At 35.1% G+C, this 25,160-nt stretch carries 25 protein-coding genes; 11 read left to right on the top strand and 14 right to left on the bottom strand.

Annotated elements, in window-relative coordinates; all coding sequences use genetic code 11:
- The first annotated feature begins 36 nt into the window (after positions 1 to 36).
- From OPR28_RS03340 to recF, 3 genes are all read left to right on the top strand, one after another.
- A complete protein-coding gene (locus OPR28_RS03340; protein ID WP_209473279.1) occupies positions 37 to 1,464 on the top strand; it encodes a sensor histidine kinase in 1,428 nt (475 codons plus the stop codon).
- A gap of 189 nt (positions 1,465 to 1,653) precedes the next feature.
- A complete protein-coding gene (gene bcp / locus OPR28_RS03335) occupies positions 1,654 to 2,121 on the top strand; it encodes a thioredoxin-dependent thiol peroxidase (protein WP_213863331.1) in 468 nt (155 codons plus the stop codon).
- A 16-nt stretch (positions 2,122 to 2,137) separates the two neighbouring features.
- Positions 2,138 to 3,235, top strand: coding sequence for a DNA replication/repair protein RecF (gene recF, locus OPR28_RS03330; protein ID WP_265023500.1), 1,098 nt, complete (start codon positions 2,138 to 2,140; stop codon positions 3,233 to 3,235).
- A 666-nt stretch (positions 3,236 to 3,901) separates the two neighbouring features.
- Here recF and OPR28_RS03325 read toward each other — a convergent pair.
- The 3 genes from OPR28_RS03325 to OPR28_RS03315 form a co-directional block, all read right to left on the bottom strand.
- Positions 3,902 to 4,246, bottom strand: a complete 345-nt coding sequence (locus tag OPR28_RS03325; protein WP_265023499.1) for a TrbC/VirB2 family protein — start codon at positions 4,244 to 4,246, stop codon at positions 3,902 to 3,904.
- 216 nt (positions 4,247 to 4,462) lie between these two features.
- Complete coding sequence (locus OPR28_RS03320) at positions 4,463 to 4,819, bottom strand: TrbC/VirB2 family protein (RefSeq protein ID WP_007548675.1); 357 nt, start codon at positions 4,817 to 4,819, stop codon at positions 4,463 to 4,465.
- 17 nt (positions 4,820 to 4,836) lie between these two features.
- Positions 4,837 to 5,163, bottom strand: a complete 327-nt coding sequence (locus tag OPR28_RS03315; RefSeq protein WP_264339217.1) for a TrbC/VirB2 family protein — start codon at positions 5,161 to 5,163, stop codon at positions 4,837 to 4,839.
- Positions 5,164 to 5,299: 136 nt separating this feature from the next.
- Between OPR28_RS03315 and OPR28_RS03310 the strand changes: the two genes are divergently transcribed.
- A complete protein-coding gene (locus OPR28_RS03310) occupies positions 5,300 to 6,115 on the top strand; it encodes a YihY/virulence factor BrkB family protein (protein WP_155969484.1) in 816 nt (271 codons plus the stop codon).
- Positions 6,102 to 6,857, top strand: a complete 756-nt coding sequence (locus OPR28_RS03305; RefSeq protein ID WP_265023498.1) for an SDR family oxidoreductase — start codon at positions 6,102 to 6,104, stop codon at positions 6,855 to 6,857. The genes OPR28_RS03310 and OPR28_RS03305 overlap by 14 nt, the downstream gene beginning before the upstream one ends.
- A gap of 479 nt (positions 6,858 to 7,336) precedes the next feature.
- Here OPR28_RS03305 and OPR28_RS03300 read toward each other — a convergent pair whose 3' ends face one another.
- Positions 7,337 to 7,507: a hypothetical protein gene (locus OPR28_RS03300; protein ID WP_265023497.1), complete on the bottom strand. Its 171-nt coding sequence runs from the start codon at positions 7,505 to 7,507 to the stop codon at positions 7,337 to 7,339.
- Between the two features lie 138 nt (positions 7,508 to 7,645).
- Here OPR28_RS03300 and carB point away from each other — a divergent pair, with 138 nt between their 5' ends.
- The 3 genes from carB to OPR28_RS03285 all read left to right on the top strand — a co-directional run bounded on the left by carB (position 7,646) and on the right by OPR28_RS03285 (position 12,024).
- Entirely contained in the window at positions 7,646 to 11,020 is a 3,375-nt protein-coding gene (carB, locus tag OPR28_RS03295; protein WP_265023496.1) for a carbamoyl-phosphate synthase large subunit, read from the top strand.
- 376 nt (positions 11,021 to 11,396) lie between these two features.
- The gene (locus OPR28_RS03290; RefSeq protein ID WP_259348577.1) at positions 11,397 to 11,657 is read left to right on the top strand and encodes an IS110 family transposase; all 261 of its coding nucleotides are present in this window, start codon (positions 11,397 to 11,399) and stop codon (positions 11,655 to 11,657) included.
- The gene (locus tag OPR28_RS03285) at positions 11,608 to 12,024 is read left to right on the top strand and encodes a hypothetical protein (RefSeq protein ID WP_265023495.1); all 417 of its coding nucleotides are present in this window, start codon (positions 11,608 to 11,610) and stop codon (positions 12,022 to 12,024) included. The genes OPR28_RS03290 and OPR28_RS03285 overlap by 50 nt, the downstream gene beginning before the upstream one ends.
- On the opposite strand, the gene OPR28_RS03280 is transcribed toward OPR28_RS03285, so the two are convergent.
- The 10 genes from OPR28_RS03280 to OPR28_RS03235 all read right to left on the bottom strand — a co-directional run bounded on the left by OPR28_RS03280 (position 12,019) and on the right by OPR28_RS03235 (position 18,874).
- Positions 12,019 to 12,878, bottom strand: a protein-coding gene (locus tag OPR28_RS03280; protein ID WP_264705388.1) for an IS630 family transposase whose coding sequence is annotated in 2 segments (ribosomal slippage) — positions 12,019 to 12,554 and positions 12,554 to 12,878 — 861 coding nt in all. Because the reading frame shifts where the segments join, the coding sequence is not laid out codon by codon here. The genes OPR28_RS03285 and OPR28_RS03280 overlap by 6 nt on opposite strands.
- A gap of 244 nt (positions 12,879 to 13,122) precedes the next feature.
- Positions 13,123 to 14,088 (bottom strand): SGNH/GDSL hydrolase family protein, encoded by a 966-nt coding sequence (locus OPR28_RS03275; RefSeq protein ID WP_265023494.1) that lies wholly within the window; start codon positions 14,086 to 14,088, stop codon positions 13,123 to 13,125.
- 140 nt (positions 14,089 to 14,228) lie between these two features.
- The gene (gene rpoD / locus OPR28_RS03270) at positions 14,229 to 16,154 is read right to left on the bottom strand and encodes an RNA polymerase sigma factor RpoD (RefSeq protein ID WP_138265032.1); all 1,926 of its coding nucleotides are present in this window, start codon (positions 16,152 to 16,154) and stop codon (positions 14,229 to 14,231) included.
- A 138-nt stretch (positions 16,155 to 16,292) separates the two neighbouring features.
- Complete coding sequence (locus OPR28_RS03265) at positions 16,293 to 16,604, bottom strand: cation:proton antiporter subunit C (RefSeq protein WP_006279706.1); 312 nt, start codon at positions 16,602 to 16,604, stop codon at positions 16,293 to 16,295.
- Positions 16,601 to 17,020 carry a Na(+)/H(+) antiporter subunit B gene (locus tag OPR28_RS03260; RefSeq protein WP_006279705.1) on the bottom strand — a complete coding sequence of 140 codons (420 nt, stop codon included), beginning with the start codon at positions 17,018 to 17,020 and terminating at the stop codon, positions 16,601 to 16,603. The genes OPR28_RS03265 and OPR28_RS03260 overlap by 4 nt, the downstream gene beginning before the upstream one ends.
- Positions 17,013 to 17,540 (bottom strand): DUF4040 domain-containing protein, encoded by a 528-nt coding sequence (locus OPR28_RS03255; protein ID WP_015589497.1) that lies wholly within the window; start codon positions 17,538 to 17,540, stop codon positions 17,013 to 17,015. Before OPR28_RS03255 ends, OPR28_RS03260 begins: the two co-directional genes overlap by 8 nt.
- 1 nt (position 17,541) lies before the next feature.
- The gene (mnhG, locus tag OPR28_RS03250) at positions 17,542 to 17,829 is read right to left on the bottom strand and encodes a monovalent cation/H(+) antiporter subunit G (protein WP_006279703.1); all 288 of its coding nucleotides are present in this window, start codon (positions 17,827 to 17,829) and stop codon (positions 17,542 to 17,544) included.
- Positions 17,830 to 17,835: 6 nt separating this feature from the next.
- Positions 17,836 to 18,081, bottom strand: coding sequence for a monovalent cation/H+ antiporter complex subunit F (locus OPR28_RS03245; RefSeq protein ID WP_007548527.1), 246 nt, complete (start codon positions 18,079 to 18,081; stop codon positions 17,836 to 17,838).
- A 28-nt stretch (positions 18,082 to 18,109) separates the two neighbouring features.
- A complete protein-coding gene (rpoZ, locus tag OPR28_RS03240; RefSeq protein ID WP_007548528.1) occupies positions 18,110 to 18,517 on the bottom strand; it encodes a DNA-directed RNA polymerase subunit omega in 408 nt (135 codons plus the stop codon).
- Between the two features lie 96 nt (positions 18,518 to 18,613).
- The gene (locus OPR28_RS03235) at positions 18,614 to 18,874 is read right to left on the bottom strand and encodes a helix-turn-helix domain-containing protein (RefSeq protein ID WP_265023764.1); all 261 of its coding nucleotides are present in this window, start codon (positions 18,872 to 18,874) and stop codon (positions 18,614 to 18,616) included.
- Positions 18,875 to 19,310: 436 nt separating this feature from the next.
- On the opposite strand from OPR28_RS03235, the gene purE reads away from it, so the two are divergent.
- The 3 genes from purE to OPR28_RS03220 all read left to right on the top strand — a co-directional run bounded on the left by purE (position 19,311) and on the right by OPR28_RS03220 (position 25,149).
- Positions 19,311 to 19,802 (top strand): 5-(carboxyamino)imidazole ribonucleotide mutase, encoded by a 492-nt coding sequence (purE, locus tag OPR28_RS03230; protein ID WP_006280351.1) that lies wholly within the window; start codon positions 19,311 to 19,313, stop codon positions 19,800 to 19,802.
- Positions 19,803 to 19,809: 7 nt separating this feature from the next.
- On the top strand, positions 19,810 to 21,627 hold the full coding sequence (gene mutL, locus OPR28_RS03225; protein WP_065094468.1) for a DNA mismatch repair endonuclease MutL: 1,818 nt from the start codon (positions 19,810 to 19,812) through the stop codon (positions 21,625 to 21,627).
- Positions 21,628 to 22,503: 876 nt separating this feature from the next.
- Positions 22,504 to 25,149 carry a 2-oxoglutarate dehydrogenase E1 component gene (locus tag OPR28_RS03220; RefSeq protein WP_265023493.1) on the top strand — a complete coding sequence of 882 codons (2,646 nt, stop codon included), beginning with the start codon at positions 22,504 to 22,506 and terminating at the stop codon, positions 25,147 to 25,149.
- Positions 25,150 to 25,160 lie beyond the last annotated feature (11 nt).

The raw sequence follows: 25,160 nt of genomic DNA, 5'->3' as shown, positions 1-25,160 counted from the left end.
ATAACATAAAAACCGTTGTTTCACAATAAGAAGGATATGTATAAGCTAGGTAAATTGATGTTTTCTGCGTTGAAGAAAAACAAATACACAAAAGTTATTGTATTACTCTCATCGATCTTTATGATTTTATTCAGTGTGATATATTGTAATCATTTACTAAGAAGTAATTTCCTTTCTTCTTACCGTGATTCAAGTGTAAACTTAAAAAGCGTACTGGAAAATGGCATAATAAAAAAATACCATTATTTACTAATAGAAAAGCATCACATTAAATACAAAAATTTTGACTACATAAACCAACTAGTAAAACTACGTGCTGAATTATTACAATCAGTGAGCAAAGTAAAGGATTTCAGCTTAATACTGTATGATCAAAACGGCAGAATAATATTCAGTAATTTTAACACTCAAGATTATGATTATGAACAGTTACTTACAAACGATGAAATTGATAAACTATTAAGTAACCAAGAAATATTTTATACTACAGGAAATACATTAACTTCTATTTTCCCTATATTCCATGAAAATAGCGTTAAACCGTCGTTTTTTTTGAAGATTCTTCGAAACTACAATAATTCTTATGTTATAGCATATGGCCTGTTTTTAACATTTTTGGGCCTATTATTAATAATCTTAATATTAATAATGTTCTATTTGCACTTTTCTAATACCCAAATGCTAGCCAAGCAACATAAAACTAACATTGAATTACAGCAGATAAAAGAGACATTAGAGCAAGAAAATGCAAACAAGCTAAAGTTTTTTGCAAGCGTTACACATGAATTACGCACACCTCTTAATGCTATTATTGGATTTGCGGAGTTGATCAAAAATAAAACTTTAGGTTCAATGGATAATTCTCAATACAAGGAGTATGCAGACGATATATATAATGCAGGAACACACTTACTTACCTTAATTAATGATGTGCTCGATTTTTCTAAAGCTGAATCAAGTAGTTTAACAGTAGAAAAAGTGAAGTTTAACCTGAACAAAATAATGGATTCATGCGTAAATATGCTATTACCTAAATTAAAAGAAGCCGGGATTAATTTAAAAAAAGAGATGACTAATAAACAATTATTAGTCATTGCAGATCCCAAGAGAATGAAACAAGTTATAATAAATTTATTATCAAACTCAATCAAGTTTACTCCCAAAGATGGTTTAATAAGAATGGTGATAAAAGAAAATATAGAAAAAAACTTATTAACTATTGAGTTTCATGACAATGGAATAGGAATAATGCAGCAGGACATATATAAAGTTATGTCTGTTTTTGGCCAAGCAGATTCGGGGTATAGAAACGAAGGTACGGGCATCGGATTGCCGCTAAGCAAGAAATTAGTAGAGTTAATGGGTGGAACTTTTGACATTAAAAGTGAAGCAAAACTTGGTACTACGATAACATTGAACTTCTTTTATGAAGAACAAACATGTGAAGATTCGATTGATTTTTAATAGGATCTATTTGATATGGCCTTACATCAGACGAAAACCACACTTTATCAAAAGCGGCAAGCCGAGAAGGTAGGCAGAAATTCATCAATAAGCCCCCATCAAGAATCTTATCTGTTAGCTATATATAAAATTTGATACTCTGACTACAATATACTACTATAGATGGAAGTGTTATTAATGGAGCAAGGTATGGAATTAGCAGTAGGAAATAATGCACCCGATTTTAGCTTGCCAGCAGATTCTGGTGAAAATTTATCACTGAGTGAATTTTTTGATAAAAAAAATGTAGTTCTTTATTTTTATCCTAAAGACGATACTCCGGGTTGTACAATGGAGGCAAAAGGCTTTAGAGATAAAATAGATGATTTTTCTTTCCTTGACACAGTGATAATTGGTATATCAAAAGATAGTGTTAGATGTCACACTAACTTCAAAGCAAAATATTCTCTGCCGTTTTCTTTAGTTTCTGATGAGAATGCTGAAATGTTGGGAAAATATGGTGTTTGGGTAGAGAAAAGTATGTTTGGCAAAAAGTATATGGGAATAGAACGCACTACTTTTTTAATAGATAAAAAAGGTAAAATAGTGAAGATCTGGAAAAATGTAAAAGTTAGTGGACATGTTGATGAGGTTCTGGAAGAAGTAAAGAGAATATAAACTAAAGAATAGGTTAATGGCTACCCATTGCTACATAAAAAAGCTGAAATTACATAATTTTCGTAGCCACTCAAACTTTGAACTGGATTCAGATGATAGCTCAGTTGTAATAACTGGCAAAAACGGTATTGGTAAAACTAATATACTTGAAGCAATCTCGTTGCTTGCTAAAAGCAATGGAATGAAAAAAGCAAAAGCCAGTGAGATACAAAATAGATTCAGTAATGAAGATTGGGTAGTGCACTATGATTTTTTTAATGGAATGGATTTTAATTCAATTGGTATCGCAAAGAGTTTTGATAAGAAACTAATACAAATTGATGGAAAAACGCAATCGAGTTATTCATCTTTGTATAAGATATCCAATGTAATATGGCTGATTCCACAAATGGACTATGTTCTTCTTAATTCTCCAAGTGACAGATTAAAATTTTTAGACCGTATAGTCTCACTGTTTGAGGAAAATTACACTTGCTGCTACATGAAACACAGAAAAGCTAAACGTGAGCGAAGTAAACTGTTGAGAGAGAACACCTTGGACGAAAATTGGCTCTCTAGTCTTGAAAACATAATGGCCGTTAATGCAGTTAGTATTTTACGTATGCGATCGTCTGTTTTAAAGACACTACAAGACACAATTGATAACCATTCCGGTGAGCTTTTTCCGAAGGCAAGTTTGAAATTCAGCAGCCAGCTAACTTTGGACGATACTGCAGAATATTTTCAGAATCGTCTAAAGGAAAACAGAGAAAAAGACTCATTGACTGGTAGAGTAACCTTTGGTGTGCATAACGATAATTTTCGGGTTTTTTGTCAAAAAAGAAACGTACCAATAAATCTGTGCTCCACTGGAGAACAAAAGTTATTACTGCTTTCTATTATTTTATCCAGTGTAAAAGCAAGGTGTATTCATTACAATAAGGCACCACTTCTTCTACTTGATGATATAATGTCTCATCTGGATAAACATTACAGAAAGGCGTTAATGGAGGAAGTGTTAAGTATTCAATGTCAAACTTGGATAACTGATGTAAATCAAGATAATTTCAATAGCTATCTTTATTCTTTCAAGTTTTTTGAATTATCAAATGAATTAAATGCAAAACTTCCTTGACAAACCTCGCCAGCCCCCTTATCATGATACTGAAGGTATTCAGTTATCTTCATCTGTGCAGATTAAACAGCAAGAAAACAACGTAGTTGGCGTCTTATTTTTAATTTTTTACACTATGTGCACCTTATGTCTTCACAACATTTCTGGGTTTTTACCTATATAAGCTGAAACGCGCTTATAAGTCGTTTAAGACAGTATAGTACGCCAATTTTGCAGGATTAGAGAGTGACAACTAGCTAACACGGGGTTTCTTTTGCCTTTTTTTCTGCTTAGTAAATTTCTTAAACATTCAAACTAAGGTGAGTTGCATTCAAAAGCAGCTAAATTACAGTGTTTAAGACTTAAAAAACGCCAATACTGAAAATAGACAATGACCAGGGCTTCTTTTGCCTTTTTTTCGTTTGGTAAATTTCTTAAATATTTATGGCTAAACGACAACCGTCATCCCGCTACTTGTTAGCGGCTGAGATACCGCGAATGAATCGCGGTATGACGGTTCGCGGTGACATGACGATAAGCCTTGTCATTCTAGCGCGTGGCGCTGGAATCCAGACTTTAACTGATATGATTACAGAAAGAGAATTTATTAGGTATTCATAGACACTGAAAGTGGTCAGCTTGACCACTTTCAAGTAAAGAAAACTACGTTTATGCCTCCAATAATTTCTATGGATGATTCTTTACTGCACCGTCTTTACAAATCACACCTCCTGGTGTTATTTTTGAAACGACTACAGGAGCGCCAAAAAACACAGCAGTAAATGCACCGAGTGCAAAAAGCGCTGGCCATGGCATTCTGCCAAATATCGCAAGCAAAGCTGCACCTATTATCACTATTGTGATCATCGGCCCACCTATGCCGTGAGTATAGCCTATTATCTTGCATATCACTGATGATGTTGTATCACTTTCATCAACAAAAACGGTGTTGGTGGTGCCACCACTAGTATTAGCATTTGCATCAAACGCAAAGGAGAGAATTAACGCCACAAGTAGAAGAAAATTTTTCATTACGCCTCCTATAATTTCTGTTTCATGTTTGATTATCTATCGCTTTGATTAAATTTAAGTAAATGGTGAGGGTTCTAGTAAATTTGTCATCCTATCAGTTTATAAAAATTCCCGGATCTCAGTGTTATTCACTTGGACAACATTTATACAATTGTGGAATAATGGTGCTCCTTTAAGAAGCACCGTTTAGCTAATGCTTTTCTAAATCTGCAGCGCCTATTTTTTACACGCTCCTGTACTTGTATCCCAGTTGGTACCATCAGGGCAAGCAGTCGCACCATTTTTACAAATCACACCGCCTGGTACTATTTTTGAAACAACTACAGGTGCACCAAAAAATACAGCAGTAAATGCACCGAGTGCAAAAAGTGCTGGCCACGGCATTCTGCCAAATATTGCAAGCAACGCTGCACCTATTATCACTATTGTGATCATTGGGCCACCTATGCCGTGAGTATAGCCTACTATTTTGCATATTGTATTTGACGTTGCGTCATCAGTAACACTGCTAGCAAAAGCATTATCAAATGCAAAGAAGAGAATTAACGCCACTAGTAGAAGAAAATTTTTCATTATGCCTCCTATAATTTCTATGGATTCTTCGCTACTGCACCGTCTTTACAAATCACACCTCCTGGTGTTATTTTTGAAACGACTACAGGAGCGCCAAAAAACACAGCAGTAAATGCACCGAGTGCAAAAAGCGCTGGCCACGGCATTCTGCCGAATATTGCAAGCAACGCTGCACCAATTATCACTATTGTGATCATTGGGCCACCTATGCCGTGAGTATAGCCTATTATCTTGCATATCACCGATGATGTTGTATCATTTGTATCAACAAAAGTAGTAGGAGGAGCATTTGCATCAAATGCAAAGGAGAGAATTAATGCCACAAGTAGAAGAAAATTTTTCATTATGCCTCCGATAATTTCTATTTAATGCTGGATTATCTACCATTTTGATTAAATTTAAGTAAATGGTGAGGATTTTTTTGCTTAAAAGTATCCTTTATTTCATTTAGAATACTTTTCTTGGTTCGTTTATATTACAGTGCTACAGAAATTTTACAGCATCGTTTATTGTCTTTATCGTGCTTTGATTGACACAATTTATAATGATGGAGTGGAGCATGCAGGGTATTTATCATTTTTAATTCTGTTATCAATATTTCCTTTTCTCATCGTTTTAATGGCTGTGGCGTCAACATTCGCAAATTTTTTAGACCAGTACAACATTGGCTGGGTATTTATCATTGATAACATGCCACAGGATATTTTATCATCTTTGATGCCGCGTATTAGGGAGATAATATCAGGCCCGCCGCAAAGCTTACTAACTTTAGCAATTGTAGGTGCTGTTTGGACCGCTTCATCGACAATTGAAGGGCTTAGAACAATACTCAATAAGGCCTATAAAGTTCCGGTTTCGCCGCCTTATATATTAAGAAGAGTACTAAGTATATTACAATTTTTAGTAATCACGCTTATTATAACTCTAACTATAGTGTTTTCTACACTAGTACCAATGCTAATTGATTTTTCCTATCAGGGGCTAAGTTATACTAGGTATTTACTTATTGAATTTGTACTTTTCACAGTAGTCTCTTGGCTATATTTTATGTTACCAAACATAAAACAAAATTTATCAGACGTATTTCCTGGATCTTGTGTAGCTGTTATTCTTTGGACGATTTCTGCTTCAGCTTTTAAGCAATACTTAAAAGCTTCCTTTGACCAACTGGATTTGATATATGGAAGTTTAGGTGGTGTGGTAGTGTCATTACTATTTTTTTATATGCTAAGTTTGATTTTTATATATGGAGCAAAATTCAATTTTCAGCTAAAATATTTCAATGGATCTCGCTAAGGAGAAAGAAATGGGTAAGTTAGAAGGTAAAGTAGCTTTAATCACCGGAGCTTCAGGTGGAGTAGGCTCTGCTGTTGCAAAAAGGTTTATAAGAGAAGGTGCATGTGTGATTCTGATTTCAAGATCTCTTGATAATCTCAAGCCACTATATAATGAAATTGAAGAGCTTGAAGAATTTAAAGAAGGCTCTGTGAAACTAATTCAGCTTGATCTTTTAGACTTTGAGAATGTAAAGATACTGACAAACATGATAGAAAGCCTGAAATTATCAGAATCTGGAGCACTTGATATATTAGTTGCGTGTGCTGGAATTTTAGGCAAACTGAACCCCATTCATGACTGTGAGATTGAAGAGCTACAGAACGTAATGAATACAAATTTTACTGCCAATTGGTACTTACTAAAAAACTTAGATCCAATGCTAAAAAAGTCTAATGCTGGAAGAGCGATATTCATGACCTCAGAAGTGACACTTTCTCCTTCCTCTTATCCATATTGGATGCCGTATGCTGCAAGTAAAGTTGCACTAGAAATAATGGTGCAGATATATGCATCTGAGACAAAACATACAAAATTATGTGTAAATGCTGTATACACGGAAGGACCTGTGGGTAGTGAGCAGGCATTTCCTGGATCTGAATTGGTGCCACCTGATAAACTAACAGATAAATTTGTGGAACTTGCTTCTGAAGATTGTAGCATATCAGGAGAAATCTTGCCACTCAGTAAGTCTTTTGAATAAATTACCATAGTATCTGCAAAGATACCATTAAGCCCACAACTGTATGAACATTGTGATTTGAGAGTAATCTCCACTAGGAAGGATGTCATCCCAGTGCCTCTATGGTGTCATGCCAGTGCGTGACACTGGAATCTAGTCTTTATTATGCAGCCACTTATTTAAAGTTAAGTTTTCTGGATCCCAGTGGGCTTTGTTGCATCGCTACTTATGAAAGGCTAACTATAGTTAGGATTATAAGCAACCTATTGAAAATCTTGTTTTTTTGCAATCAATCTGATCAAATTTAAGAATAGTAATTTGTTATTTATATTAATAAATTTAATTCTATTGAAAATAGCTAAAGCATTGAAATTCTTGAATTTTAGCCAGATTGGTGAGTGGTAGTGAAATTTCTTTTACTCAAATTTAGGTATTCACTGACCGTTCTTGTTATAAATACCAGAATAATAAGCTACTGATATTCCCTATCTTTTTTATCTTTAATCCATCATAGCTAGCGATGCAACAAAGCCATCCCAGTGTCTGGGCACTGGGATGACACCTCTGGGCACTGCCGTCATAAAGGAACCAGTGTCAGCTACTTGAATGACATCATTTGCTGTGCAATTTACCTTCAAAAATGAATGTTTGTACAGCTGTGTGTCAAGCACTGGAATCTGCCACGCAAATTGCAATGTTCGTACAGTTATGCGTCAAGCCTAAAAGTAATTAGCTAATAGGTTTAATAAAAATTCACATATACAGGAAAGATTGGTAACATTACTTGAATAGAGACCGTTATTGTAATTATGCCGAAACGCACAGATATAGAATCTATATTAGTAATAGGAGCAGGCCCAATAGTTATAGGTCAGGCATGCGAGTTTGATTATTCTGGAACGCAAAGCTGTAAAGTATTAAAAAGCGAAGGTTATAAAGTCATTTTGGTTAACTCCAACCCCGCAACTATAATGACAGATCCTGAGTTTTCTGATGCGACGTATATTGAGCCGGTACTGCCTGAAATCATAGAGAAAATTATAATTAAGGAGAGGCCAGACGCAATATTGCCAACAATGGGCGGGCAAACAGCGCTCAATTGTGCAATAAAACTTGCAGATGATGGAGTGTTAGACAAATACAACGTAGAATTAATAGGGGTAAATAGAGAAGCAATAAAAAAAGCAGAGGATAGAGAGTTATTCCGCCAGTCCATGGATAAAATAGGACTGAAATACCCCAAAAGTATCATTATAAAAAATCAAGAACAAATAAAAAAGGCTTTGGATTACGTTGGATTACCAGCAATCATTCGTTCATCATTCACTCTTGGTGGCGCAGGTAGTGGCATAGCATATAATAAAGAGGAGTTTTTCAATATCGCAGAAAGTGCTCTCAAAATTTCGCCAATAAATGAAGTTCAGATAGATGAATCAATTATCGGCTGGAAAGAGTATGAAATGGAAGTTATCCGCGATTGTAAAGATAACTGCATAATAGTCTGTTCGATAGAAAATGTTGATCCAATGGGAGTGCACACCGGAGATAGTATTACGGTTGCTCCTGCTTTGACTCTGCGTGATGCTGAATATCAACAAATGAGAAATGCATCTATAGCAGTGCTGAGGGAAATTGACGTTAGTGCCGGTGGTGCAAATGTTCAGTTTGCAGTGAACCCTAAAGAAGATGGAAGCCTCGTTGTAATTGAAATGAATCCAAGGGTTTCTCGCTCCTCTGCACTTGCTTCGAAAGCAACAGGCTATCCTATTGCAAAAGTTGTAACTAAACTTGCTATTGGCTATTCGCTCGATGAAATACGTAATGACTGCGCTCCAGTTATACCTGCTGCATTTGAACCAGTGATTGATTATATCGTCACTAAAATTCCTCGTTTTGAATTTGAGAAATTTAAGGGGACGAATTGTGAATTATCAACCTCCATGAAATCGGTGGGAGAAGTAATGTCTATAGGCCGCACTTTTAATGAGTCGCTGCAGAAAGCTTTTCGCTCGCTTGAAACTGGGCTCACGGGACTTGATGAAGTGTTTTCTGAAAATACTGATATTGATCACATCAGATCTCAATTAGCAAAATTGCTACCAAACAGATTGCTGATTGCTGCTGATGCAATGCGTCATGGAATTAGCATAGAAGAAATAAATTCAATTACAGGTTATGACTTATGGTTTTTGCAGAATATACAGCAAATCATCTTGGCTGAACAAAAAATCAAGGAAAACGGCCTCCCTGGAACTGCATATGAAATGTTAGAGCTGAAAAAAATGGGATTTTCAGATGCAAGATTGGCGAAATTAAGCAATAAGAAAGTAGAGCAAATCGAAGAAACAAGAAAAAAATTTGGCATCAAACAAGTTTATAAGCGTGTAGACACCTGTGCAGCTGAATTTGAATCGAGCACTGCTTATATGTATGGCTGTTATGAGGGAAACATTACAAATAGGACAGAATGCGAAGCGGACATTTCTGACCGAAAAAAGGTTGTCATTTTAGGAAGTGGTCCAAACCGCATTGGTCAAGGTATTGAATTTGATTATGCATGCGTACATGCAGCTTCTGCCGCCAAAGAAATGGGGTATGAAACAATAATGATCAACTGTAATCCAGAAACTGTTTCAACTGACTACGATACCGCTGATCGTTTATATTTTGCCCCACTGATTGCAGAGGATGTGCTTGAAATACTAAGCAAAGAGCAAGAAAATGGCACACTGGTTGGTGTAATAGTTCAAATAGGTGGTCAAACACCTTTAAAGTTAGCCAAAGTGCTTAACGAGAGAGCTTTCAAAATTCTGGGAACTTCGTTTGATTCTATTGACCTTGCAGAAGATCGCATGAGGTTTAAAAATCTTGCTTTGCAACTTAATTTAAAACAACCTGAAAGTTCTATCTGCCATTCAGTAGAAGAAGCGTTAACCAATGCAGAAAAGGTGGGGTTTCCACTAGTAGTCAGGCCATCATATGTCCTCGGTGGTCAATCCATGTCGATTAGACACGATACTCAGAGCTTTAAAGAGTACGTCTTAGATCAAACTAAAATCTTTGAGCATGGTTCGCTGCTTCTTGATAAATTTTTAGTCAATGCAGTTGAGGTTGACGTTGATGCTGTATGTGATGGGGAAAAAGTTTTCATTGCAGCGGTCATGGAGCACATTGAAGAAGCTGGTATTCATTCTGGCGATTCAACATGCTCAATACCGACAAATACATTGAGTGACGAAGTAATAAAAGAGATCGAGCTCCAAACTGAGAGAATAGCATTAGCATTAAAAGTGAAAGGTCTGATAAACATTCAGTTTGCTGTTCAAGAGAATAGACCTCTTGCAGAACCTGTTTGTGATGAGAAATCTTTAGGAAAAGTGCAGATGAGCACCACAGAATACTCGAATGTATTTGAGGAGCGCAGACAAGCTTTGACGACAAAATTGCCTTCAGAAATCGAGTTATGCAAGAGGTCTAGTGATGTATACATACTTGAAGTGAATTTAAGGGCTAGTCGAACCGTTCCTTTTATTTCCAAGGTAATCAATATTCCTATTGCAAAGCTTGCCACTCAGGTTGTTTTGGGTAAAAAATTGAATCAGGAAAACAAGCCTTTCAATCATTTTGCAGTTAAAGCTGCTGTTTTTCCATTTACCCGCTTTGCAGGAGTTGATACTTTACTTGGTCCTGAAATGAAATCAACAGGAGAAGTGATGGGAATTGACTCATCATTTGAAGCTGCACTTGCAAAAACGCACATGGCTGCAGGATACAAGTTACCAACAGAAGGAACAGCTCTGGTTTCAGTAAAAGATGATGATAAAAAGTATATATTGCCAGTTGCACGAATGTTGAAAGAACTGAGTTTTGAAATATATGCCACCAAAGGCACAGCTTCGTATCTGAACAATAACGGCATTGCTGCACAAGCTGTAAATAAAGTAAGAGAAGGCAGACCCCACATAGTTGATATGCTCAAAGATGGAAAAATAAATCTAGTGATTAATACTTCAAAAGGTGTAAAGTCAGTCTCAGACAGCAAAGATATCAGGAGAACTGCTATTTTGCAAAATATAGCTTACAGCACCACAGCTTCCGGAAGTAAAGCGTTAGTGCTTGCAATTCAATATGTAAAGAATAGCAAACTGGAAGTGAAATCATTACAGCAGATACAAAACGTTTAAATATCAAAACTAGAATAATTCACTCTCAAAATGCTAAAGAGAACATAATAAAAAGATGGAAATTTTGAAGGAAATAGTATACCTAAAGAATCAACTAGCGTAATTGAACAGCCAAATGCTGCAACGAATGCTCCACAATCTCACCTAGAGGACACTTCCCTTATATGTTAAGAACAAGTCTTTATAAATATCAAAGTAGTGAGATTAAAGACACACAGAGAAGAGGAATCGTCACGCCCCTTGATTATAAGAATCGTTGTTCAGCAAGGTTCTCTTCTCTGGTTTATTATACTGAAAGTTCCGAACAACTGATTGAGCTTTTAGGCTCGTATATAAGGCTGGAAAATGCAGTATATGTTATTATTACGGAGGAATTATGAATTCATCAAACATTATTGCTGGCATTGATGTTAGCAAAAGTAAATTAGATCTCCACATTCACCCACTTGAGCATTATAAAATATTTGAAAACAATGTACAATCCATTGGTGAAATGCTGGACTTTTTACGTTTGCATAATGTAACCAAAATTGGTCTTGAGGCAACTGGTGGATACGAAAAATTATGTGCCTATACTTTACTAAGCAATGGTTTTGAGGTGTACGTCATTCAACCAAGGTGGGAGAGACTATGCTAAAAGCCTTGGTATTACTACAAAAACTGATAAAATAGACTGCAGTATCATCTCACGTTATATTAATAATACAGATATGCGTGTTACTCCTTTAACAGTTAGTAATGGTAATATTGATTGCTTGAAACAAAAATTATCTCGTAGAAACCAACTTGTAGAAATAGCAAAAATACAAAAAACCCAAATCCAACAGGTAACTGATACATCTATAATCAAACAAATAGAGGAACTTCTTGCAATTTTACGTAATCAAATTAAAACTTTAGAAGATGAAATGATTACATTTATCGATCAAAACCAAGAGCTTAAAAGAAAATATATATCAATAACTATATATAGCATTTCTCATAATAGTCCAAACAGGTCATAGGAAGGCAGAATCAACAGCACGACGAAAGGATTCGAATAGAGGAATGTTTTTCCTGGCTCTGTTTTTTATAGCAAACCAATGATGCTCAATTTTGTTGAAATCTGGAGAATAAGGCGGCAGATACAAAATTTCTGCACCAACCCCTTTAGCAAGCTCGATAATCTTATCAGACTTATGAAAAGTAGCATTGTCAAGAATGACAGTCTGTCCAGGTTCCAAGATCGGTGTCAAAAATTGCTCAAACCATCCATTAAAAACATCCATATTACAGTGGCCTTCAAAGGTTAACGGAACAACTATCTTTCTTCCACTTAAGGCTGCAACCATACTGATTCGTTGAGTTTTCTTTCCAGATTTTAAGGCATAAAACCGCTGTCCTTTCTGGCAATATCCGTAGGGGTAGTCTTCGGTGTTATCAATGCCAGACTCATCTATATACACTAAGTTTTTAGGTTCTTTTGTCGCTATAATTTTCAAAAATTCAGCACGTTTTTCTTCGTTTCTTTCCTTGTATCCATATGTCTTTTTTTGCGCGTAAATCCAATTTTTTTAAGGGCTCGATAGATCGTTTGGATACTAACGTTGTTCCAAAGTTTAGCCATTTCCGATAGAGTCTTTCCTCCGTGTTCTCTGGCAAATTTGGCAAAGGTATCCCAGTCGGTAATTTTGTGATTGTAACCCCCATTTCCAAGTTTTTTTGATTGAAAGTCTCCTGTTTCTTTTCTTCTTTGCTGCCACTCCCATAAAGTAGTTCGTCCAATCTTAAATCTTGCTGCCACTGTTTCTCTGCTTTCTCCTTCGTCTAGTGCTTCCATTGCTTTTTTTCTTAAATCATAACTATATGCTGCTGGCATTCAACCTCCTTATCATCATCTACCCTTATCCTATCACATCCGGACTTTTATGAAAAGAGCTATATATAGTAGCGGGATGACGGTTTTTCAAATTGTCGGTAAATCTAAGTCAGTTTAGCTATAGGCAGCAATTTTCTGTATTTATTTTAAATTGAAGAAAGCTCAAATGAAAGATCGTGTTTTGCTAAAAATCACAGAATGCAGTCTGGTTACTATTTAAAAGGATATGTTCAAAAAAACTGTGTCAAATCAACTCATACACTTCATTACCAACTTCATGATGAAGTTCCGCAGTTGGATGGAAATAATCCTTTAGTGTTTCTTTGCTACACCCAGGGTTATAGTGAACGTCAAGTTCCCCTTTAAATATCAACTTTAAGAGTATTTTTATATTTTCTTTAAATCTCCCAACTTGGTCTGCAATGTTCGATGTGCATGCATCTTGACAATTTAAACCTTTGCTCTTGTATTCGCTAAACATACTTCTCATTTTAGAGTTAAGATCAAATGCTTTTATTTCAAGATTTGTACTTTTCTTCATATAATCTAAGCCTTTAGCCAGTTTTGCATTGAAACTCTCCGTGAGCTTTGTAGCTAGTTCCCTTGCTTCTTCATCTCTATTAAAAGCTGGTATTAAGCCAACTTCAGGTGCGTTTGCAACAACTACATGCTTAACACCATGTTCATTTAGAACCTTAAGTGCATTACATATTTCACTCACTGCTTGTTCCAACACTTCTTCCGCTTTAGTATCGTCATAAGCAGTGGCAACCATAACATCATTTCCGCCGATTATGATGCAAAATAAATCTTCTTTACCTATATCTGGATGATGTTTAATTACCGCATCTAGCTGGTTAGCTAAACGAAATTTATTGAAGAAATAAGAAAAAATAGGGTCAAAAATTTCAGATGCTGTTGCATATGAAACTGCGTAATTCTGACCTTGCTGTTCGTGGCATCTCCCAAAAAATGAATAACTCCACCCAGGTTTAAATTCATCTAAATCTAAATATTTTGCTATATATTCAACAGCAGTAGGGCCATTGCTAAAAGATCTTCCTTGATAAAAAGGATCATCAAATTTTACGCTTTTTGCAAAGGATAAATTATTTAAAATTCCAATGATTGCGCCATTATCGGATAAGCTATCACCCAGAACATAAAAATTTCTATACTTTGAATTAGAATTGTCATTTTTGTTTGTCATAATATTTACCGTAGATTAGCATGTTGTTTCATTAGATTCATAGAAAAAGAAAAATAGCGGTGAAATTATACAACTTTGGCCTAACTTGCTCTCCACTTTTTCCGGGCAAAATCAGCTTCTTCTTAACTTGACACGTATACTTAAAAGAACCCTCTAAGTTTTCTAGCACGGCTTGGATGTTTCAACTTGCGCAGTGCTTTTGCCTCTATTTGCCTAATTCTCTCACGTGTTACATTAAAAATTTTTCCTACTTCTTCTAAGGTATGTTCCTTCCCATCTTTACCAAGGCCAAAACGCATTCTTAAAATTCTTTCTTCCTTTGGTGTTAAAGTTGCAAGAACATTGGTTGTAATGCCACGCAAGTCAGCAAGTATTGCAGCATCCTCTGGCCTGGAGACTCGCTTGTCTTCTATACAATCACCAAAGGTACTACTATCATCTTTTCCTGTTGGAGCTTCAAGACTTACTGGATCCCTTGCTATTTTCATAACTTTGCGTATTCTTTCCAGTGGCATTGTCAGTTCTACACTCAATTCCTCTAACGTCGGCTCTCTTCCCATCTCATGAGTCATCTTTCTTAATGCTCTGTTGATTTTACTGATAATTTCCACCATATGAACTGGTATTCTAACTACTTTAGACTGCTCAGGTATTGCTCTAGTGATTGATTGTCTTACCCACCAAGTGCCATAAGTTGAAAATTTATATCCACGTTTGTAATCAAACTTATCCACGGCCTTCATAAGACCAATATTGCCTTCTTGTATCAAATCAAGCAGATCAAGGCCTCTTTTTGAATACTTCTTAGCAATGGAAACTACTAGCCTTAAGTTAGCCTTAATCATTTCTTGCTTTGCTTCAGAGACTTCTCGTTCGTGTTTTTGTATTCTCTTGATTAGCTCCTTAAATTCTTGTACGTTATCTTCCTGTATATGCTGCTTAATACCGTTCAAGGTACTAGCTATATGTTCAGAGTTATCGTCTATAAACCTTAAAAATTTGTTTTTTAATTCACCTGTAAAAGAGGACTGATTTTCATTGATCTTTAAAAGACTTATCTTTTTCAATTCGTGCTTTAAAAGCACGTCATCATAAACTTTATAGAAACTTTCTCTATCGATATCGTATTTTCTAGCCTCAGCAATAAGATTAGCCTCTTCAAGCGTAATGGATCTATTTATCTTATAAAGTTCTTGTGTAATTCTGGCAACAGCAGCATCACTTAACTTAATTTGTAATGCTATAGACCATATTTGATTATACAAATTTTCTAGCTCATTAGAGAAATTTTTAGAATTTTTTCTTAATATCAACGCTTCATTTGTTAAAGTAATTATCTCATCCAATGCAACTATGACCTTTGGCAATAAGTCACTTTCCATTTCAAGAATAGAAACATTTAAATTGACTGAACTTATATCTTCATTATTACCGTCTTTCTCATCATCACTACAGTACTCAGCATCTTCAGAAACATCCTCAGAATCCTCAACATCTTCAGCACTTTCTTCACTCTCTTCACTTTCTTCTTTGGGTACCACATTAAAATCAGAGTTATAAATTGCATCCAGATCTATAATTTCTCTCAGTAAGAGAGCTCCATTACTTAAATCATCACGCCATACTTTTATCACCTTTAATGTTACTGATGTTTCAATTATTGCGCGTAACATGTTATGCTTTTCAGATTCAATTTTTTTTGCTATCTCGATTTCATCTGCCCTTGATAAAAGCTTTACGGAGCTCATGTCTTGTAAATAAATCCTCACTGGATCATCATTTTGTACTAAAGTTGCAGTAACATTTGGCGATGTGTCATCATCATCAAGTTTACTATCATCACTGTTGGAAGGAATATCTTCTTCATCTTCGCTACTTTCAAGCACATTAATTCCGGAATCCTGCAATAAAGATATAGCATCATCTATAAAGTCAGACGAAAAATTTTCATCTGATAATTTATCATTTATATCATCAAAGGTGATAAAACCACCCTTTTTTATACTCTTAGTTACCAGATCTTTGATAATTTTTTTCTTATCTTCTGCATCATTAATAGTTGACATCATTACCTTTATAGTTTATAATTTTATTTCTTATTAACAAACAAACTTACAACGAGCAAGTCTATAATTTTACTTTTAACTTGTGGCTATTTGTTACTTCATATAGTTTAAGATACTGTTAATTTATGTACACTTGTCTTAATCAATTGTTCCATACTTTTCTTCCATTTTTACTGCTATGGATAATCCAACTGAAAATGTTGCAATTCCAACCACTATAGCAGTAAGCATTAAAACATGGGGTATAGGATTGCTATATGAATAAAAATTTGAAACCAATATAGGAGGCAAGGAACTTTTTATATATCCTAGAGATATGTAAAATAACAAAACAGATGCTTGGAAGACGCTTACCCCTATCATTTTCTTGATTAAATTTTTATCGTTTATAATAATATATAAACCTAGCACCATTAATACAATAATAATCGTATAATTATATAAAGTCATTGTTTTTTCCTACGAGCAAAATTTATATATATAATTAACATAGAGGAGCAGACAGTAAATGCTACACCTAATTCCACCAAAAAAATACCTAATTTTTGACCGGTTCTATTATTGGTTAACAAGATATCATAAGATAAAAAATTTTGGCCAAGTAAAGTTGTTGCAACGCCCGTTCCTCCATAAATTAAAATACCTAACACGTTAGTCAATCTAATCACAGAATAAGGTATTGCTTTTAGAGTTGTAGATACACCAAATAGCATTGAATATAATATTATCCCGGAGGCAATAATTATTCCTGCTTGAAAACCTCCACCCGGAGTGTAATCACCGTGAAATTGTATGTATAAACCAAATAAAATGATAAAAGGTATCATCAAAAATGTTACTGCATTTAATATCGGATCTTTAATCATTTTCTTTTTCTTCTTTTAATATCAACGTTATACAAAGCGCAGCAGTAAAAACTACTATAGTTTCTCCAAACGTATCATAACCACGAAAGCTTGCCAAAATAGCTGTCACTATATTAGGAATACCGGTAGCTTTTTCGGTATTTTCCACATAATAAGGAGCAACATGCAAGTGGATCGGAGCATTGTGGCTGCCAAAATCTGGCAATTGAATCATAAAATATGACAAACATACAGCCAGAAATAACATAAAAAAAAGCGTTATAGGGTTATGAGATAGATTTACTTTATGATTCTTTATCAAGGAGAGTGCTGCAAACGTAAAAACTGTACTGAGCCCCGCACCAACAGAAGCTTCAGTAATTGCAACATCAGGTGCATTCATAATTAAGTATATAAGCGCAATCAGTGAACTAAATACACACATTAGAACAGCACTTACGACTAAATGTCGCGAGAAAACTATAAAAACCGTAACTGTTAGTAACAACAAAAGTAACACTACATTTAATATTTCTAACACCTTAGCCTTCTTTAACAGTTTTTTTCTTAACTTTATAATGAGTGCGCGCTAAAATATAGCTATTAGTTGAGTTAGCTACCCATATTATAAAAATTAATAATACTATTTTAACAGTATTGATTGAAAATCCATTCTGCAAAGCAAAACCAATTAACAATAACGTTGCACCGCTAGAATCTGTAATACCTGCTGCATGTAACCTAGTATAGAAATCAGGAAATCTGATCACCCCTATATTTGAAATAATTATCAAACAAATACCTAAAAATATGAAAATGGATCCTATCATAAATTATCAAAACAACATTAATCTCATTAGTGCTATAGTTGATATAAAGCTAACGCTAGCATACAACAATGCTATATCAATTAAAAAAAAATTATTCAGAATGATTGATATTGCTGTTATAAGTACAACTACTTGCGTTGAGAAATTATTGAACGCTAAAACCTTATTGTACACATCATTTGACTTAGACACTATGCAACACAACATTACACTCATACAGAACAACAGTGTATAGATAGCAATGCAAATCATTTAAAGACTATGTAACTTCAGTAGATTTCTAAACGGATACTTCTTCATCGCCATCTTGATCATTTATTTCATCATCTATTTCACCATCCACTTCATAATCTTGGCTTTCTTGACTTGCATCAAGATCTGTGTTATCAGAAAAATTTAATAAATTCGCTAGCTTACTTGTATTACTGCTGTAAACATTATTCATATTTCCTTTCATGTATTCCTTGCATCTACCTACCAAAAGGCTAAACAGCTCATGAGTATCCACCTGTTTTCCTGCTATTTCATGTAAGGAAACTATGGTATTTTTATGACCTTTAAACTTAGCTGCTTGAATTGGATTACTTGCCCCTGTATTTAAATCATGTGTTCTTTGACTTGCCAACAGAACCAATTTGAAACGGTTACTTACCCGTTCTATACACTTTTCTACAATAGACTCAGCCATAAGATACTACCTTAATAAATTTTATACTATATCACAAAAAACAAGTTGTCAACTTTGTATCTATTGCGATTCAACTTCATGTTTTACTTTTTCTGCCTAAGATTTTATTTCTTGGCTTTCTGTCATCGTGATTGTTATCTCATGATCAAGTTTTTTTAGAAATCCTAACAATCGCTCTAAAGAAAAACCATCTATTTTACCATTTTTAATTTGCGATACCTTTGGCTGATCAATACCAAGTTTCTCAGCTGCAAAAGCCTGAGTCCAAGCATTTTTTTCTATAATTTTATTTATTATATAAAGCAACTTTGTTTTTATTCCTGCACTGTCTAAGTTATTTAACGATATTATTTCCATAATTCTTACACTCACATATCAATTAACTTTATTAAATATTATAACATAATATTTAATATACCAAGATATTAATATCATGTAACTTGTCAATAATTATATGATATCAATATTTAAAACTTTAAGTTGATTATATATTAATATTTTTATCAAATTTCTAGTAATTTTAAATTACCATTTTACCATCAGTCTATCTGAAAAAACCATTTATAGAAAGAACAAGCTAAGATTATAAAGCTTGAAATACAAAAATAATTATTTTATAAATTTATCTTACATAAGAAGTTTATATCTCTATATCTTAATATAAATATTTATTTAAATTTTTAAAATTTCTATTTTAACGAGAATTCTATATATTATATTTATAATATAATTTAAATATTTGTTGCTTTTTAGCTGGAACATTATTTAGTTAGTAAGTAAAATTGTGTTGAATATGACAAAAATAAAAAAAGATGTTGCTGTTATTATGGGAAGTGAGTCAGATTACACCACTATGGTCCATACTGTTGATATGTTAAAAGCATTAGAAGTTTCACATGATATATTCATAATATCTGCACATAGAACACCAGAAAGGCTCTTCAATTTTGCTAAATCTGCACAAGAAGAAGGTTTTAAGGTTATTATAGCTGGTGCAGGAGGTGCAGCTCATTTACCTGGTATGGTTGCGTCACTAACTTGTTTACCAGTTATCGGCGTTCCTGTGCATAGTAAACAATTAAATGGGCTGGACAGTCTACTCTCTATAGTTCAAATGCCAAAGGGTGTTCCAGTTGCAACCATGTCTATAGGAGAAAATGGAGCATATAATGCTGCCATTACTGCCGTATCTATATTGTCAATTTCCAACAGTGAAATTGCAGGTAGGTTAAAAAAGTGGAGAGAGAAACAGACCAAAGAAGTAAAAGAAAAACCAGTTTCATAATAAATCTATGGCAATAATTCTTTTAGACACAAAAACCATAAACCGTATAGCAGCGGGGGAGGTGATAGAAAGGCCAGCAAGTGTAGTAAAGGAATTAGTGGAAAATGCAATAGATGCTGGAAGTTTAGAAATAGAGATTAAAATAGAAAGTGGTGGGCGTAACCTTATTATTGTGACAGATGATGGTAACGGAGTAGAAAAAAACGATTTAGAACTTGCGTTTATGCGCCATGCTACTTCAAAATTGAGCGACAATGAGTTGATAGAAATCAAGCATCTTGGCTTTAGAGGAGAAGCTCTGCCTTCAATAGCAGCAGTAAGTAGGATAAAATTATCGTCTAAGGCAAGAGAAGCAAATGAAGCATGGTCTATAAGTTATGAGGGTGGAGAGAAAATAGGGGAGCAAACTCCTTACTCTTTATCACAAGGCACACATATTGAAGTACGAGATTTATTTTTTGCCACTCCAAATAGACTAAAATTTCTAAAAACTGAAAGAGCAGAAACTCAAAGCATTGTTGATATTGTAAACAACCTAGCAATGATTAACTATCATATAGGGTTTACTCTCACTTCAGGTAATAAAAAGCTCTTAAAATACGCTAAGCAGACTTCGTTATTTCATAGATTGTGTGAAGTAGAAGAAGAATTTCAGGGCAGTTCTCTGGAGATTAATGAAGAAGAAGACGGCATTAAACTTACGGGACACATCTGTAAACCGACCGTCAATCGTGGTAAGTCAACTCAGATCTATACGTTTGTTAATGGAAGGCCAATCAAAGATAATCTACTTATTGGCGCAGTTAGGTATGCATATCATGATTTTATTCCAAGCGATAGGTATCCTTTCGCAGCGTTACATTTAGAGATACCTTATGATCAAGTAGATGTAAATGTGCATCCAAATAAGTCAGAAGTAAGGTTTCAGAATAAGAAGCTCATATATGAGATAGTGACAAGAGGATTAATTAAAGCATTGTCAAGAAGGATAGGCACCTTTCTAGCGCATGACCAGAAAATGGATTCAACATTGCCAGATCCTTTTGATAAACCTAATGTTCAAAATGAAAGAAGGCCAAGTCCTTTTGAAAATCAACTAATAAAAGAATTTGCTTCTCCAAATGAAAGAGTAAAAAGCTTATCAGAACAGTCAAAATCGTTTGATTATACCGGCATACAGAAATTACCATCACAAGCGGAGACTATGGTTCTAGAAAAAAAGGTGTTAGAGCAAGTTGATTTGATAGAGAGCCACCCGCTCGGGTTTGCACGCTGTCAGGTCTATAATACTTACATTATTGCCGAGGTAAGAGACAAATTGATTATAGTCGACCAGCATGCAGCCCACGAAAGGCTAGTATATGAATGCTTAAAACAAAAATCAAGTGTAAAAAGACAAAAACTACTTCTTCCTGAAACGGTTGAAATCAAAAATCAAGCCGGAATGGAGATGATTGAAGTTTATAAAGATAAGTTATTTGAAATGGGTTTTGATATTGAGATCAAATCAGAAAATAAAGTGATAGTAAAAGAAATCCCTGCAATTTTGGGAGCAATAGATGTGAAAGAGATGCTAATTAATATAGTCGATAGATTAACGGAAATAGAAGATACATTGCCAGTAGAAGATAAAGTGAACAAAATATTGGCCACTATCGCTTGTCATGGATCAATTAGAGCGGGTAGAAAAATGAGGTTAGATGAAATGAATGAGCTGCTGAGACAAATGGAAAAAACCCCATATTCCGGGCAATGCAACCACGGAAGACCAACTTATATAGAAATGAAACTCAGTGATATTGAAAAACTTTTTGAGCGTAGGTAATGAGGTTGCCATAAATATGTAAGTGCTCTTTCCTCGTCATCCAAGTAGCTCATAGAAACGGATTAAACGAAAAAACTTCCTTGACAAACTCCGTCAGCCCCCTTATCATGAAAGTGAAGCTATTTATTTATCTTCTCTGTACAGATTAAATGACAAAAAAACTCACGAATCTGGCGTCTCATGTTTAATTTTTTGCACTATGTGCACCTTATGTCTTTATAAAATTCTAGGTTTTTACCTAATATAAGCTAAAATGCGCTTATAAAGCATTTAAAACATAAAAAAACGCCAACTTAAAAAATGGATAGTGAATAATTAGCTACCCTAGGGTTTCTTTTGTCTTTTTTTCTGTTTAGTAAATTTCTTAAACATTTATGACTAAAGGTTAGTTGCATTAAAAAGCAGCTAAATCGCGGTTATTAAGCGTTTAGAATAAAAAAACGCCATACTTGAAAGTATAATGTAAGTAATTAGCCAACCACGGGGCTTCTTTTGCCTTTTTTTTCGCTTAGTAAATTTCTTAATGTTTATAGCTAAACGACAACCGTCATCCCGCTACGTGTTAGCGGGATCTCTTGTTAGCGCCGCGGCGGTATGACGTCTCGCTTGCAACCTATAGCTTTGTCATTCCAGTGCTCCTTTTTTTGTCATCCCAGTGCCTTGACTATTTGGATCCAGAAAACTTAGCTTCAAGTCAAGTAGGCTGCAAATAAAAACTGGATTCCACCTTCACGCACTGGGATGACACTATTTGCTATGTAATTTGTGCCATATTACAATAGTTGTAAGTGCAACTTAATAATTAGAAACGAAAGGAGTTCTTTTTTAAAAAACTTAAGTTATACTTATAAGTGTTTGATATCTTATATAGTAATTATGTCGAGTTTAAGCTGCCTTTATGGTGATAATGCAGAATTTGTGGAAGAAATGTATAGCCGTTATTTGCAGGGTGATAAATCAATCGGGGAGGATTGGTATAGAATTTTTTCAAGCAATTTAGAAGTTAATAAAGCGGAGACCTGCGGTGCACAACATGTAACTAAGGTGGATGATTCAGTAGCAAATTTTTTCAGATCTTACGGTCATTTTTTTGCGGATCTTAATCCGTTATCACCCAATGTGAATAAGGAAGTAGATTATCAGAAATATTCGAATCTATATCCGGCAAGTGACGCTGGAATCTATAGAGATATTTACTGCAAGAACATCGGTTTTGAATTTATGCATATCTCCTCTTATGAGGAGAGGATGTGGCTGCAGGAAAAGATCGAAAATCAAACCTATACGCTGAGTTCACAAGATAAAAAGGAAATACTGAGGCACTTGGTCGAATCCGAAATGTTCGAGCAATTTCTCCATATGAAATTTCCTGGATATAAACGCTTTTCTATTGAAGGTGGAGAATCAGCTATCGTTGCAATTGAAAAAATCATTAGTGATTCTACGGTTTTTGGTATTGAAGAAATAGTCCTTGGCATGGCTCACCGCGGACGACTCAATGTTCTAACCAAAGTGATGGGGAAAGAATATGCGGCAATGCTGTCTGAATTTCAAGGCAATCTTGCATACCCAAGTGGTCTTGAGGTGTCCGGTGATGTTAAATATCACCTTGGTTACTCTTCTGATCGAGCACTTTCAGGTGGCAAAAAAATACATTTAAGTTTATGCCCTAATCCATCTCACCTTGAAGCGGTAAATCCGGTTTTGGCTGGAAGAATAAGAGCAAAACAGAATATAAGATCTGTGCTTGGCATATCAATTCATGGTGATGCGGCTTTCATCGGTCAAGGAGTGGTTGCTGAAACTTTAACCTTAAGCAATATTGAAGGCTATAAAGTGGATGGCATTGTGCACATTGTCATTAATAACCAAGTTGGTTTTACTGCTAACCCATGTTGCGCACGATCCTCTTTTTATTGCACTGATATAGCAAAATCAATAGAAGCTCCAGTGTTTCACGTCAATGGAGATAACCCGGAAGCTGTGAGTTTTGCTACAAGTCTGGCGATGGAATATAGGCAGAAATTTAAAAAGGACGTAGTAATTGACATAATGTGCTACCGCAAATATGGCCATAATGAAGGTGATGAACCGAATTTCACTCAGCCACTTATGTATAAGGCGATATCAAAGCATAAAACTCCTGGAACATTGTATGAAGAAAAATTGACTGCAGAGAAAGTATTAGATGGCGATGAAGTAAATAAATTGCGCAGTGAATTCAGGGCAAAATTAGATAAAAGTCTTGCTGAATCAGCGGCTTACACTCCAAAAAAAGCTGACTGGTTTTGTGGAGTGTGGTCAAAATTAAGAAGAGCAAAGCTGAACGATTTGAGCGAATACTACACGGATTCTGGTGTTCCGCCAGATGAGCTGAAAAAATTAGGTGTGCGTATAAATAGCAATATCCCAAGTAACTTTAACATTAACAATAAGGTTAGAAAAATACTCGATGGCAGAATAGACAGCATAAATTTTGGTAGTAATATAGACTGGGCAACTGCCGAAAGTCTTGCGTTTGCATCACTGCTCACAGAAAGAATAGGAGTGCGTTTATCAGGACAAGACTCTGGTCGTGGAACTTTCTCGCACCGTCATTCAAGGCTTGTTGATCAGGTAACAGAAGAAGCATTTATTCCGCTAAACAATATAAATGAAAAGCAAGCTCACTTTGAGGTCATAGATAGCGCACTATCTGAGTATGCTGTAATGGGCTTTGAATATGGATATAGTCTTGATTCTCCGTATTCACTGGTGCTCTGGGAAGGACAATTTGGTGATTTTGCAAACGGTGCGCAAATTATGATCGACCAGTTTATCGCATCTGCAGAAACAAAGTGGTTGCGATCAAGCGGTCTAGTTTTATTGCTGCCTCATGGTTATGAAGGACAGGGACCTGAGCATAGCTCCGCACGTATAGAGAGATTTTTGCAACTCTGCGCAGAGGATAATATGCAGGTAGTTAATTGTTCCACTCCGGCGAATTACTTCCATGTCTTACGCAGACAAATGCATAGAGACTTTCGTAAGCCTCTGGTAGTGTTTACACCTAAATCGCTACTGCGCCACAAAAGAGCAGTATCTAACCTATCTGATTTTGAAGGAAAATTCCTCACAGTAATTCCAGAATGTAGAACAGGTTTAGTTTCGAATGATAAAATACGTAAAGTTGTAATATGCAGTGGTAAAGTTTATTACGACATATGTGAAGCACAAAAAATAAACGATATAGCAGTAATACGTTTGGAGCAATTCTATCCTTTTCCTGCAGATAAACTAAGTAATGAACTTGAAAAGTACAAAAACGCTGAAATTATATGGTGTCAAGAAGAACCAAAAAATATGGGAGGATGGTTTTTTGTCAACCCATTGATAGAAGAAGTGTTATCTAATCTCGATATCCAAGCAAAAAGACCTAAGTGTATCGCAAGACCTGCTGCTGCATCTCCTGCATGTGGTTATGTTAGTGTTCACACTCAGCAGCAGGAGGAGATTTTAAAGCAGGTTATGCAGGGGATCTAGCACAATTGTGC

The sequence above is a fragment of the Wolbachia endosymbiont (group A) of Epistrophe grossularia genome (genome assembly GCF_947251435.1).
In the GTDB taxonomy this organism is placed as follows: domain Bacteria; phylum Pseudomonadota; class Alphaproteobacteria; order Rickettsiales; family Anaplasmataceae; genus Wolbachia; species Wolbachia pipientis.
The sequence above is the reverse complement of the archived record's forward strand: the minus strand, read 5'-3'. Positions and strand labels throughout refer to the sequence as shown.